This window comes from Bacteroides xylanisolvens, assembly GCF_018289135.1.
GTDB lineage: Bacteria > Bacteroidota > Bacteroidia > Bacteroidales > Bacteroidaceae > Bacteroides > Bacteroides xylanisolvens.
The window spans coordinates 1,964,777-1,977,822 of sequence record NZ_CP072216.1 but is presented as its reverse complement, the minus strand read 5'-3'; the positions used below and the strand labels follow the sequence as shown (position 1 = coordinate 1,977,822).

17 protein-coding genes are annotated in these 13,046 nt (G+C 41.6%); 12 read left to right on the top strand and 5 right to left on the bottom strand.

Annotated features, from left to right (window positions below; all coding sequences use genetic code 11):
* Positions 1-17 precede the first annotated feature (17 nt).
* The 8 genes from INE92_RS27135 (at position 18) to INE92_RS08480 (ending at position 6,303) form a co-directional block, all read left to right on the top strand.
* A complete protein-coding gene (locus tag INE92_RS27135) occupies positions 18-476 on the top strand; it encodes an acyltransferase (protein ID WP_004325744.1) in 459 nt (152 codons plus the stop codon).
* Entirely contained in the window at positions 473-1,525 is a 1,053-nt protein-coding gene (locus tag INE92_RS08510) for a glycosyltransferase (protein ID WP_128131261.1), read from the top strand. The genes INE92_RS27135 and INE92_RS08510 overlap by 4 nt, the downstream gene beginning before the upstream one ends.
* The gene (locus INE92_RS08505) at positions 1,522-2,631 is read left to right on the top strand and encodes a glycosyltransferase family 4 protein (RefSeq protein WP_074909247.1); all 1,110 of its coding nucleotides are present in this window, start codon (positions 1,522-1,524) and stop codon (positions 2,629-2,631) included. The genes INE92_RS08510 and INE92_RS08505 overlap by 4 nt, the downstream gene beginning before the upstream one ends.
* Before the next feature lie 72 nt (positions 2,632-2,703).
* Positions 2,704-3,300, top strand: a complete 597-nt coding sequence (locus INE92_RS08500; RefSeq protein WP_004325747.1) for an acyltransferase — start codon at positions 2,704-2,706, stop codon at positions 3,298-3,300.
* A 45-nt stretch (positions 3,301-3,345) separates the two neighbouring features.
* Positions 3,346-4,221, top strand: coding sequence for an NAD-dependent epimerase/dehydratase family protein (locus tag INE92_RS08495; RefSeq protein WP_004325748.1), 876 nt, complete (start codon positions 3,346-3,348; stop codon positions 4,219-4,221).
* A 117-nt stretch (positions 4,222-4,338) separates the two neighbouring features.
* A complete protein-coding gene (locus INE92_RS08490) occupies positions 4,339-5,001 on the top strand; it encodes a sugar transferase (RefSeq protein ID WP_128131262.1) in 663 nt (220 codons plus the stop codon).
* Positions 5,002-5,087: 86 nt separating this feature from the next.
* Complete coding sequence (locus INE92_RS08485) at positions 5,088-5,765, top strand: PIG-L deacetylase family protein (RefSeq protein ID WP_118023961.1); 678 nt, start codon at positions 5,088-5,090, stop codon at positions 5,763-5,765.
* 100 nt (positions 5,766-5,865) lie between these two features.
* Positions 5,866-6,303 carry a WbuC family cupin fold metalloprotein gene (locus INE92_RS08480; protein ID WP_118023980.1) on the top strand — a complete coding sequence of 146 codons (438 nt, stop codon included), beginning with the start codon at positions 5,866-5,868 and terminating at the stop codon, positions 6,301-6,303.
* Between the two features lie 284 nt (positions 6,304-6,587).
* On the opposite strand, the gene INE92_RS08475 is transcribed toward INE92_RS08480, so the two are convergent.
* The 3 genes from INE92_RS08475 to INE92_RS08465 form a co-directional block, all read right to left on the bottom strand.
* Positions 6,588-7,016 carry an N-acetylmuramoyl-L-alanine amidase gene (locus INE92_RS08475; protein ID WP_117809193.1) on the bottom strand — a complete coding sequence of 143 codons (429 nt, stop codon included), beginning with the start codon at positions 7,014-7,016 and terminating at the stop codon, positions 6,588-6,590.
* 4 nt (positions 7,017-7,020) lie between these two features.
* Positions 7,021-7,128, bottom strand: coding sequence for a smalltalk protein (locus tag INE92_RS08470; protein ID WP_004295566.1), 108 nt, complete (start codon positions 7,126-7,128; stop codon positions 7,021-7,023).
* Between the two features lie 176 nt (positions 7,129-7,304).
* On the bottom strand, positions 7,305-7,793 hold the full coding sequence (locus tag INE92_RS08465; RefSeq protein WP_049703343.1) for an HU family DNA-binding protein: 489 nt from the start codon (positions 7,791-7,793) through the stop codon (positions 7,305-7,307).
* Between the two features lie 220 nt (positions 7,794-8,013).
* Here INE92_RS08465 and INE92_RS08460 point away from each other — a divergent pair, with 220 nt between their 5' ends.
* On the top strand, positions 8,014-8,232 hold the full coding sequence (locus tag INE92_RS08460; protein ID WP_004295574.1) for a DUF4248 domain-containing protein: 219 nt from the start codon (positions 8,014-8,016) through the stop codon (positions 8,230-8,232).
* A gap of 181 nt (positions 8,233-8,413) precedes the next feature.
* Here INE92_RS08460 and INE92_RS08455 read toward each other — a convergent pair whose 3' ends face one another.
* Positions 8,414-10,255, bottom strand: a complete 1,842-nt coding sequence (locus INE92_RS08455) for a DUF3987 domain-containing protein (RefSeq protein ID WP_195436476.1) — start codon at positions 10,253-10,255, stop codon at positions 8,414-8,416.
* A 38-nt stretch (positions 10,256-10,293) separates the two neighbouring features.
* Positions 10,294-10,917: a BT4734/BF3469 family protein gene (locus INE92_RS08450; RefSeq protein ID WP_008643736.1), complete on the bottom strand. Its 624-nt coding sequence runs from the start codon at positions 10,915-10,917 to the stop codon at positions 10,294-10,296.
* A gap of 166 nt (positions 10,918-11,083) precedes the next feature.
* Here INE92_RS08450 and INE92_RS08445 point away from each other — a divergent pair, with 166 nt between their 5' ends.
* The 3 genes from INE92_RS08445 (at position 11,084) to INE92_RS08435 (ending at position 13,042) form a co-directional block, all read left to right on the top strand.
* Positions 11,084-11,236: a hypothetical protein gene (locus INE92_RS08445; RefSeq protein WP_008022717.1), complete on the top strand. Its 153-nt coding sequence runs from the start codon at positions 11,084-11,086 to the stop codon at positions 11,234-11,236.
* Positions 11,233-11,370 (top strand): hypothetical protein, encoded by a 138-nt coding sequence (locus tag INE92_RS08440; protein ID WP_153882629.1) that lies wholly within the window; start codon positions 11,233-11,235, stop codon positions 11,368-11,370. Before INE92_RS08445 ends, INE92_RS08440 begins: the two co-directional genes overlap by 4 nt.
* Before the next feature lie 97 nt (positions 11,371-11,467).
* Positions 11,468-13,042, top strand: coding sequence for an ATP-binding protein (locus INE92_RS08435; protein ID WP_008776641.1), 1,575 nt, complete (start codon positions 11,468-11,470; stop codon positions 13,040-13,042).
* Positions 13,043-13,046 lie beyond the last annotated feature (4 nt).

Here is a 13,046-nt window from a genome sequence, read left to right as displayed (position 1 = left end):
AACAAATAAAAATGAATATGACATTAAAACATTTTTTCGAAGTATATCCTCCCAAGCGTATGTGGAGGAAGATGTGGATAGGTCTTGCTGACCTACCAATGATGCCTCAACATAGAGCTAAGTGCTTGAAAATGGCGGGAGTAAATATTAAAGGTCGTGCTATGATTTATGGTGGAGTAGGTGTTGATACGGTCTATCCTGACAGTATCTATATCGGAAAAGGTGTGCGTATCACCGCTGGCACAAAGATTCTGACTCATTATCTTGATCCATCCCAACCTGGTGTTCATTTTCGCAGAGGTGAGGTGCATATCGAAGATGATGTTTTTATAGGACTGAATGTGTGTATCTGTAGTTCGGTTACTATTGGCAAGGGAGCCATTATAGGAGCAGGAAGTGTGGTTACTAAAGACATTCCACCCTACCAGGTTTGGGCTGGAAATCCTGCCCGTTATATTAAAGACAGAGCAAAATGAAAATAGCAATTCTGATACCTACTATCAAACCAGGAGGTGCAGAGAAACAGGCTGCATTACTGGCAGCAACACTCAGTGAGGAGAATGAGGTACACTTTGTTTCATTATGGGGGAAGAAGAACCTCTCGGTGATAGTGCAAAAGTTTCTGGAGGATGCACATGTACAAATTCATTATCTTTCTGGAAAGAACTTCGGCAAGTGGAAGGAGTATTATCAACTGTTGAAGCAACAAAAGATAGAAATTGCATTCAACTATCTGACAACATGTGATGTGACAGGTGCAATGGTGGAGAAACTTGCAGGCGTGAAGACTGTATTCAATGGCATTCGAAACTCGCGACTGGCTCCGGCGAAGACCGTATTGGAATGGTTTGCACACAACTTCTTTGCAGATTATACTATATATAATTGTCAGTCGGGAGCAAAACACTTTGAGAATCTGGGTTTCTGTAAGAAGAAGACCATTGTGATTCCCAACTGCTTCCCTAATATCAGCAAGCCGATAGAGCGTACTGACAAGGATATAAAGACTATTATTACGGTTGGTCGTTTTGAGCCACAGAAGGACTATCTGACAGCCATCAAAACCATAGCTGATTTGAGGAAGACAAGACAGGACTTTGTGTTCACCATTATTGGACATGGTCATATAGAGACTCAAGTCAGAGATTGGGTAGAGGAATATGGTTTGACGAATTACACTCAGATTCTTATAGCCCCAGACAATGTACAAGAAATTCTTAAATCGGCTGATATTTATCTCTCGACGAGTCTTTTTGAGGGAACGAGTAATAGTATCATGGAAGCAATGAATTGGAGTATTCCTGTAGTGGCAACAAATGTAGGAGATAATAATCAATTGATAAAAGATTCTTGGAATGGTTATCTGATTTCAATAGGAGACTATAAAAGATTGTCAGAACATCTTCTAAAACTGTTACATGACGATAAGCTTCGCATTGAAATGGGTATACGGGGAAATGAACGTCTGCATAATTATTCTGTAGAACGTTTTGTAGAAAACTATTCAAAAGTTTTAGAAAAATGAAAATAGCATTTATAGGAGGACGTACTTTTTACCATCCAGATGGTATCGCAACATATATGTATAATCTTGCTACAGAATTAGTTAAGATGGGGCACGAACCTATCGTATATCAAGAGAGTGATCATAATGGAGAAGAATGGGTGAATGGTTTTAAGGTAGTTCATCAAAAGTCATTTAGGAATGCAGCTCTTACAAAAATATTATTGGGATTCAAATCTACAATAATGGGACTTTTCAAAGAGAAAGATATACAGGTATTCCATTATAATTGCGGTGCTCCAGCACTGATTAGTTCTATATGGCCAAGATTGCTTGGTAGGGTTTCTCTTATGCAGAATCACGGATTGGAGTTTAATAGGACAAAATATTCATTGCGTAAACGTAATATTTTGAGAAAAAAATTCTATTTTGATTGTAAAATCAATAAGTATTTAACAGCGGTTTCGCAAGAACAAACAGATTTTATACGCGAACATTTTCATAAAGATTGCCGTACTATTTCATGTGCTGTAAATATTCCACAGGAAACGTCTAAAAGCGATGTGTTGGAACGTTTTGGCATTATTCCTAATAATTATATTGTTTTTATGGGACGACTTGTTCAAGATAAGAATCCTGATTATTTGATAAAAGGTTTTATGAATAGTCAACATGGTGATAAACAGTTGGTTATTTGTGGATGTGCTGCCCCTAGATCATCATATGGCGATTATTTACATATGTTGGCAAAGGACGATCCAAATATTATTTTTACAGGAGCGATATTTGGTGCAGACAAAGATACGATACTCCGTAACGCATGGGTATTTTGTTTACCTTCTTCAATGGAAGGTCTACCAATTTCTTTATTAGAAGGAATGAGTTATGGTAAAGTTTGTATAGCTTCAGATATTACTGCTAACAAAGAAGCTTTAGGTGATTCTGGGATTTGGGTGAAAAAAGAAAATGCAGAAGATATAACTTATGCCCTAGACCGTTTATATACTAATTTTGAAAATTACGAATGGCAAAAAAAAGTTAATCGTGAACGATGCGAAAGGTTGTTTTCTTGGCCCAAAATAGCAAAGGACTATATTGACTTTTTGAGTGAATTGATAAAAAAGTAAATGTTATAATTATGCTGGATTTTTAAGTGAAGAAAGTTGGCAAGATAGAAGTATTATGAAATCTAATCATATATGAAAACAACTTTGACATATAAAATTCTTTGTCTATTGGGCTTTAAATATCCAATAGAGGATTATGGAGATGTAAGTCTATGGAAGGTATTAAAACAGTTTTTTATAAATTGGTATCATCGTCTAATAATTAATGCAATGAATTGGGCAATTTTAGAACCATTTAATCCTAGAAAACTTAGACCTGCGATTCTTCGTAAACTGGGAGCAAAGGTGGGAAAAGATGTGTTCATTGGTGACTATGTTCGTGTAGACTTGAACCATTCTGATTTGATTGAGATAGAGGATGGTGTGCACATTGCAGGTGATTGTCGTTTACTTTGTCATAAGAAGGAACTTGCAGAATATAAACAGGGAATGACTTATGGCATGATGCCTTATAAATATGGCAAAATTCATTTGTGCAAGAATTGCGCTATAGGGACTGGTTGTATTGTGATGCCAGGTGTGACTGTAGGTGAAGGTGCTGTTGTTGGTGCCGGTGCTATGGTGACTAAGGACATTCCAGCTTGGACATTAGCGTTGGGATGTCCTGCTAAAGTGGTAAAAGAATTTCCTAAGGATGATCCTAAGTATGTTTCAAAAAAATCTCAATAAGTTTCAGCAGATTTAGGTATTCTGCAAAAAACAGCTACATAAAAAATGAAAAGGGTATTGATTACAGGTGCCAACAGTTTTGTTGGTGTGAATGTGGAGAAATGGCTATTGCAGACTCCGGATGAGTTTATTGTAGAGACTGTGGATACCATGAATGAGGCTTGGAAGAAGGCTGACTTTGCGAAATATGATGTAGTGTTCCATGTAGCCGGTATTGCACATGTGGATCCTAAGCCTAAAATGGCTCCGTTGTACTATAAGGTAAATCGGGATTTGACTATAGAGATTGCGAAGTGGGCAAAGAAACATGGGGTGAAGCAGTTCATCTTTATGAGTTCAAAGATTGTATATCATGCGAGCAAGAGCCTGAAGGGGGATGTGATAACAGAAAACACAAAACCACATCCTAATGATTTCTATGGAGATAGTAAACTTCAAGCAGAGAATGGTTTGAGGAAACTTGAGTCATCCAGTTTTAAGGTAGCATTACTTCGTCCTTGTATGATCTATGGCTTAGGTAATAAGGGCAACTTACCTCGGTTGGCCTGGTTGGCAACAAAGACTCCAATTTTCCCTGCTTGGCATAATAAGCGAAGTATGATTCATGTATACAATTTGGCAGAGTTAGTTCGTCAGGTAATTCTTCGTGAATTGAGTGGTATATTCCATCCTCAGAACAAGGAATATGCAGATACCGTAGAGATAGTTCGTTATTTTGCTAAAAAATATAACAAGAAAGTATGGATTACAGTGGGAATCAATCCATTAGTTTGGTTGGGAAGTTTCTTTCTCAAATCTATTTGTAAGATGTTTGCAGACTCGTGCTATGATCAGAAAATTAGTACCTATGATTTTGAGTATCAAGTAGTAAAATTTGAGGAGAGCTTAAAAGACGTAGAGGCAAGGAAAAACATGAAGTAATGGCAAAAGAAAATAAGTATTTTTTATACGACAAAGGAAAACGATAATTATAATTTGGTTGCACATATAGCTGGTACTTTAACTTATTGAATATAACAAAGATATATAAATGGTATAATGTTTTACAAAGTAATCAAGCGGATATTTGATTTTATCTGTGCCTTGATAGGCATCATTGGTACATCACCTTTATGGATAGTCGGCATTATCGGAATCTTGATTTCCGACTGGGGACCAGTATTCTATACAGCTCGTCGTATAGGTAAGAATAACAAACCATTCAAAATGTATAAATTTCGTTCTATGCGAGTGGCAAAAGCTGCTACAGAGGCTTCTTTAAGACCCGACGAGGATCGTATATTTCCGTTCGGTCATTTTATTCGCAAAGTGAAGGTTGACGAATTACCGCAGTTGTTGAATATTTTAAATGGCACTATGTCAATAATTGGGCCACGTCCGGTAGCACAAGACCAATTTGGTATGTTTCGTTATGGAAAATGGAATGAGGCGGCAAAAGTGCCGGTAGGATTGAGCGGACCGGCAGCACTTTATGACTTTATCTATGGTGATCAGATCACAGATGAGAAAGAGTATATGGAAAAGGTATATCCTACACGTCGTGAATTAGAATATACGTATGTCCAAAAGGCTGGCATATTCTACGATTTAAAGATGATAGTATATACTGTCGTTTGCATACTCTATGCAGTGTGTGGTAAAGAATGCACTTGGATGTTGAATGAGTTTGTTGAGGATGCAAAGATGACAATGGATAAATGAACGAATACAGTACCGATCAGATGAATGATGATCAATGGTGTTAGAGTTTAGTGTAAGCAGAAGAAAATAAAATAAAAACAAATGCAATGAAATATTTATTAGTAGTAGCACATCCCGATGACGAAGTCCTGGGGGCAGGTGCATCTATGTGGAAATGGTCACATGGAGGTGATGAAGTCAATGTGGCAATAATGTGTACAGAGGCAAAGGCTCGTGCGTTCCGTCCTTCTGATGCTGAATTGGAAGACGATACGGATGCAGCTACAAACTTTATCGGTGTAAGTAAAAAGTATGAAGCAACGTTCCCGAATATTGAGATGAACACAGTGCCTCATTTGAAGTTGGTACAGTTCATTGAGAGTGCTATTCGTGAAAGTGAACCAGATATTATTATTACTCATCATCCAGCTGATACCAACAATGATCATTTGCAGACTTCAATGGCTTGCCAGGAAGCTATCCGTTTGTTCCAACGTCAGCCAAGTGTGAAGCCAGTGAAAGAATTTTGGTATATGGAAGTGCCTTCATGTAGTGAATGGGCTATTAATGATGCCATGAACTTGTTTCGTCCTAACTGTTATGTTGAGGTGGGTATGGAAGGTGTGGAAGCCAAGTGCAAGGCATTGGCAATGTACCGTGGTGTTATGCGGCCTTACCCTCATCCTCGTAGCAATGAATATATTGAGGGATTAGCGGCAATGCGAGGCAGTCAGTGGGGATGTAAGTATGCTGAAGCATTTCAAGTTGTACTGAGAAGATATTAATGTGTGGTTTATGGAGTTTATGAGAGGTCTATGGGCGTTTTGTTCTTACCTCTTTGTTCCTGGAAGGGTAAAGAAGATGCTCAATAATTGAATGTATAGTATGGAAATAAATAAACAATTACTTGAAGCTCTCTTTGCAGAAGCTAAAGAGAATCCACGTTTACGTCAGAACTTCGACCTACGCACTTCATCTGCCGATACCAGTCAACGTATGCTAAACGCATTGTTGCCAGAAACTAAGGTGCCTATCCATCGACATGAAGATACTACCGAAACAGTAATCTGCCTGTGTGGTAAGTTGGACGAAGTAATTTATGAGGAAGTAGTTTCGTATGAGAAGGATACGGATGATTTTCAGAAGGGGGTAAATGTACAAGATGTAGCTCGTAAGGTTGAGTATCGAGAAGTACAGCGTATCCATCTCAATCCTACAGAAACCAAGTATGGTTGTCAGATACCTAAGGGTGCATGGCATACTGTGGAAGTGATTGAACCATCTGTCATCTTTGAGGCTAAAGATGGAGCTTATGCTCGTTAAACGATGAAAAACAGATGGAATGAATAGGAAGTACTGAAAGTGCTTTTTAATACGTTATGTTATAATTGAATATTTACAATGAGATGGAAAAATGTAGGTCCCTAGATTCATGTGACAAACATGAATCCCTACATTTAGTAGATTAGGAGCAATATAGTGGTATTGTCCTAATCTCGCTCTTCATATTAGTGTTAACACTAATATGATTTCCAAAAATACCAACTGTCTGTGAAGATCGTTGATATTTTTTTATACAATAAGCTGTGGTGGAAATCTAAAAGGAGCTATTTTTGATAAGAAATTATTTGGGAATACTCTTTCACCGCATCAAAACACGGACATCCTTTCATTGGATTCAAGTCCCGGTGTCCCACGACCAGTGCTTTCGGAAACTGTCTTTTCAACTCCCTCAACAAAGCAAGCAAAGCTCCTTTTTGCTCCAATGTACGTGTATCTTTCGGTTTCCCGTTCGCATCCAGTCCTCCCTCATAACAAACACCTATCGAATGGGCATTATGATTACGACAGTGTGCTCCAATCTTTTCTAAAGCACGTCCCCGGTGAATCTCCCCATCACGAGTAATGTAAAAATGATAGCCAATATCACGGAAACCACGGTGCAAGATATGATCCTGTCGGCAAGCCTCCGCCGAAAGGGATTTTCCTTCCGGTGTGGCACTGCAATGAATGATAATTAATGTAATAGTCCGCATGGGGTTACATGCAACTTTGTATTCCGAACACACCTCCGATGGCGGTGGCTACAGTGATAACGATTTTGAGGACTAAGCTCCATACAGAGCGGGAAGATGATGATTTACTCATACAATAACAGGTTTTAAATAAATTAATAATAGTTTTCTTTTACCACAGATTTACTGTAGGTTTGCCATAGGTTTACCACAGATCTACACAGACTCACACAGATAAATAATCGACTACTTTAGCAACTACCAATTCAATATAATCTGTGAAAATCTGTGTAGTCTGTGGTGAATCTTTTAGGCAGCCGGGTCAGGCGCCTCGCCACCTCCATCCGGTTTCGGATCAGGGTTGTCACCCGAGTCAGAACCTCCTCCGGCAGTTGTCGGTTTCTGATACTCCGCCTGCTGCTTCAACTGGCTGTCGAGCTTCAGGTTCGTGGTAGACAGATTACCGGTGGCACGAGCTTTCAGACGCATGCCGCTAATATTCTTCTCCAACGAGAATTCTTCCAGCGTATCGGCTGCCTTACTGCGAATACCCACACCAAAAATGGCAAGATCATCGATTTTCACACATTTGCCATCCAGCAACAATTCCTTGATGCAATCTACCATATCCGAAAGCACACCTTTGATGACACCACCGGAATACGGTGAATTGTGCTTTGACATGTGTTCGGCAAGCTTTGCCAAATCAAACGTTTCGTCGCTTACTGCACGGGCGAACCACTTACCCGCATTCAAGCCTTTCTTCTGCTGGTTCTGATAAATTTTGTAACGAATCATAAAACAATAAATTAAAGGGTTAAACATATTGTCCGGGGGATTCTTCTCCCTTTCGACGATACAAAAATACTACTCCGGATCTCCCGGAAATCAGCTGTGCACGGTTGTGTATGGTAGTGGTCGGTTATTTGTCATTATAGTCGGTTATTCAATGGAAAAACGTTGGTTATATAGTCGTTTTTTCGTATTTTTGTAACAGAAAATCGGAAACATAACCATCATGAGCGAATTTAAAATACGTGCTTACGGGCGCATGGAACTGGCGCAACTTTATTCTCCGCAACTAACTGACATTGCTGCCTATCGAAAAATGAAGAAATGGATCTCTTTGTGTCCCGGACTTCTGCAACGCCTGTACGATTTAGGCTACGAATCAAAGCGACGTTCATTCACACCATTGGAGGTGAGAGTCATTGTGGATGCTTTAGGAGAGCCTTAAATAAAGCGTCGCTTTATGGTGTCTAAAGCACCGCTTTACGATGTCTAAAGCTTAGCTTTACACCTCCTAAAGCGATGCTTTATGCAGGACAAACGATTGTATCAGTCAAAACGGATGCGGTAATTGAAATGACTACCGTATCCGTAAGTAAAACGGGTACAGTAGGTACACTTTTTCCGGTTCACTCATACACACACGCACGCGCATACAACCCTTTACCGTCCATACTGATTAATTTTCCGTGTTTGGTGAGTCGTTTCAGCCAAGTGAGGGCTGTATTTTCCTTGATTCCCATGGCAACTGCTTCTTCCAGTAACTGGGTACGAGTAAATTCATCACCCAGTTTCTGGAAAAGATAATCACGATCGGCATTAGGACGATGGCTGACTTCTGTACTGGGGAGGAACGATAGAATATGTGTGGCATGGCAGTAGAGAGGTTCCGCAAGACTAAGCACAGCATGAAAGTCTTCCTGTGAAATGGATACATCCCAACGGGTAATGATGTCATCTTTGCGGTTGTCCGCAGGAATCTCCTTGTCCGGTGTGAAAGGAGAGGTGGGAGAGGTCTTGAAGTCGTAGGGTTGCGGGCTTTCGAGGGCACGCAATACGGCTACTTCCGACATGATTCTGCATAGATTGACAGCCAGACGTGCCACAAAACTATACATTTCCCTTCCATTAGCTACACTGGAGCGTTCAAACAAGTCGGAAAAGACGGTGTCGATTTCTTCTTTTTGTTCATCCGTGAGTTGCAGGGTATGAATGCCGTGCGATTTTATCACGCTCAACTTTTCTTTCCATTCCAGTCCCATAGCGGTGAATATCTCCTCCCAATCTATCTCGTTGTCCATAAATTGGCTGATCCATTTACTGATTCCGCACATGTAATAATATAATTGGCGGGAGTATGATCCGTCTTCTGCCGTCGGAATGAAAGTTTGCACCTGCGACGGCGTACCCGAAATCAGGACGGAAAGATAGCTTTTCTTCACTTCCCGGTATTCCTGGTCGGTGCGGCGGTTGTAGGACAAGCGGTCGTGGTCGAACGCTTTGCGCAGGGTATCGCTCCAATGACCGTGATCCGATCCGATGGCGGTGGAAAGGGTGTCCGCTTCCGCTTCGCAGATAAGTCCGGTTCCGTCGGAGTCCATGATGTTTTGTAGGATACCCGTACCGGTGTTGTTGCCCGAAATGAGGAACATCCTGTTAGGGGGCATTTGTGGAGCCTCCTTTTTGGTTCGTTCTTTTCCCATTGCATCGTACTCGGCTTTCTCTTTTTTGTATGCTTTCATCTGTATGGTCACTTCTTTGCGGATCTCGTCGTGGATAGGTTCCACGAGTAAGCGGATGTAGGAAAGGATACCTTTGCCGGAAGCCGAAGGAGCCACTACGAAACATTGGAGGCTGGGGTGATGGTATTTGCCGCCATATAGGCATCGCACGTGGCGCGACATACAAGCACCCAGGGCAGTGAGCGCTCCCAATAACATGATGTCGTGTTGTATTGGGCTGCTCCCGGCTTTTATGATACGTTGCAAGAATTCCGGCCAGTTGTTTTTCGGAAAAGTGGGCAATTGATGTTGCGGTTCACTGCCCGGCAATAGTTCTTCTTCCCCTTCTCTTTCTTCGGAGATATTGTCATTTCCCACCTTATTATACGCGCCCGTGTGTGGGGGAAATTTGCGTGCTGTACCTGCTGTACCTTTTGTACCTGTGGGATGTTTGGGCATTTCTTCTATGCAGATGCTTACTCCCGTCGCTTCGGCAAGGTGGAAAGCGGTGCCCAGGTGCACTTCTCCACGTTGGGTGTGGAGTGCGTTGGAGAATACCCGTTCGGCATGTTCGCGCTGATACTTGGGAGATACCCGGCACAGGCGGTGAAAAAACTCACGTCCTGCTTCACCGCAATCCGTTGCGATGGCGAATGACAATTGTACGTATTCAAGATAAGTGGGAGCAATGTCCGCTCCTGCCGCTTCGACTGCTTCGGTGAGACGGCATAAAGATTCAATATCGGTCATGTTTTGATTTTTATAAAATAATGTTTAATTATTCTCGTTTACTTGGTTCTGAACAATGCTTCCGGGTCGTAACTAAGGAAACAGGATCTCACGAGGTCTTTGCCGGAGAAATCTACTTTGGATTTCGTTTCGGAAGAAACCGCTGTTACCGTATTGTATGCCGTCTCTACGTACCGCATCGCCCAACTCATGTTTTCTGTGATATTTTTTGTATCATTTGTCGTGGAGGAATAATGGCAAGGAACAAATGCCTTTACACCCAGTCCGCTGGGGCTGATAAAGGTGAGTACAGGTTGTAGGAGAGGATCGTCATAGAGCATACGTCGCATTTCTACTGCTTCCTGATAAGAGTGGAGACCGTCCACATCTACTATCACCAGATGAGACGGGGAGACGAAATCCTTACAGCTACGGCGGGTGAATGTGCCGCAAGGGGTCACATACGGAAGCAATGATGCTTTGGCGGCTCGTATATCTGTGGCATTCCGTACTTGTGCGGTCAGGGTTTTGAGATTCTCATTGCAAGTAATCATTTGGAAAACTTGTTCGATGGAGACTTCGCAGAAGGGGATAAGCGTGGGAGGAGTCATCAGTCGGCCTTGTTTGTCTTTGATGGGAGCGATAGGTGGCATAAAATAGGACATTCTGTAGTTGTTTGGCATCATTTTCTTTTTGTTTCAAGTTAAAATATTTATTTTTGCAAAAAATATGAGTGTGTTTCAAAACACGGCGTAAAATTAGTAAATGCAAAATAGACATCGTCCCGACATGTTGGGATGAAAGTGAAAATAATTAACCGTTACGGTGTAATTTTAACAATAAAAAAGAATGGAAAATGAAAAAGGTTTTTATGTAGCTTTAGGAGTTTACATAGGAGAGTTGCAAAAGCGTGCGGATTTGAAAAATGACGAAATATGCAAGAGCGTACACATCGGCCACTCTACTTTTAATGATTTAAAAAAGGGGCAAAACGCCCATTGAGTGATTACGTAAAAGTGGTGGAGTGCTGTCTGGATGCCTTCAATGAAGAGGAAGCCGGGGTTATCTGGGATGAATGGAGGAGAATGTATTTTCGATACAGGAGAAGAAAAGAGGAGGAGAGAGGAGAACGGTGAAAAACAGATAAAGTAAAAGTGGCAGGCGGGAAAAAGTTTCCCGCCTGCAGTCTTTATGAATGGATTTTTTTGTAGCTTTGTGAAAAATAAGATTAATATGGAAGATTTGCAAAGATTATATCCTATCGGGATACAGACTTTCTTTAAGATACGTGAGGGGAATTTTCTCTATATTGACAAGACGGAATATGTGTACCGGATGACGCATTCGGCTTCCAGCTATCTGTTTCTAAGCCGTCCCCGACGTTTCGGGAAATCTTTGCTTACCAGTACCCTTCACTGCTATTTCGAGGGGCGGAAAGAGTTGTTTGAGGGACTGGCCATGGAGACATTGGAGAAGGAATGGATACAACATCCGGTGTTGCACTTCGACATGAGTACCGCTAAACATGTGGACAAGGAACAACTGAACGCGGAACTGGAATTGAAACTCATGGCTTATGAGGAGATTTATGGGCGTGTAGAAGAGGAACTGTATGTGAATCAGCGTCTGGAGGGACTTATAAAACGCGCTTATAAGCAGACAGGTAAAAAAGTGGTTGTCTTGATAGACGAATATGACGCTCCTCTGCTCGATGTGGTTCATGAAGAAAAGAATTTGCCACAGTTACGTAATGTGATGCGTAATTTTTACAGTCCGTTAAAGGCGTGTGATCCTTATCTGCGCTTTGTTTTTCTTACGGGTATAACCAAGTTTTCGCAACTTAGCGTGTTCAGTGAACTTAATAATATCACCAATGTGAGTATGCTGCCTGATTATGCTGCCATTTGCGGTATCACTGCTGAAGAACTCCGTACTCAAATGGCTCCCGATGTAAAGCATCTGGCTACCCGGTTGGGAATTACTGCAGAGGAGATGTTGGACAAACTGAAGGAAAATTATGACGGTTATCATTTTTCGTGGCCGTCGCCCGACGTTTTCAATCCTTTCAGTTTGCTGAAGGCGATGGCTTTGGGAGAGATCGGCTCTTATTGGTTTGAGAGTGGCACGCCCACTTATATCATAGAGATGCTGCGTAAATATGCTGTGTTGCCATCAGAAATTGGTGGCGAGGAAGCGTCTCCCAGTGATTTTAACGTGCCTTTGGAGTTGGCGACTAATTATATGCCGTTGCTTTATCAGGCCGGTTACCTTACGATAAAGGGTGCGGATTTGGAATTTGACGCATATATGCTTGATATTCCAAACAAAGAGGTGCGTGTCGGTCTGATGAAAAGCCTGATTCCCTCTTATGTGACGAGTGACAGTCATGAGGTGAACAGTGTGGTGCGTAATTTGGCGCGTAACATTGTGCGGGGAGATATGGACGAGGCTTTGAAGCTGCTTCAGGCTTTTCTTTCCACTGTGCCTTATTGCGACAACACGGATTATGAGGGACATTACCAGCAGATGCTATATGTGATATTCTCATTGCTGGGCATTTATACCGATGTGGAGGTGCACACGCTGAAAGGACGAGTGGATATGGTACTTCGCACCAAGACTACTCTTTATCTGGTAGAGCTGAAATTGAATCAAAATGCGAAGACTGCCATGAAGCAAATTGATTTGCAGCAATATGCAGATCGCTTTGCTCTTTGCGGGCTTCCGGTGGTAAAGGTCGCGATTAATTTTAGTGCGGAGACTCGGACAATTGCTGATTGGGTGATTTCAAGAGAGACGTACGCATAGTTGC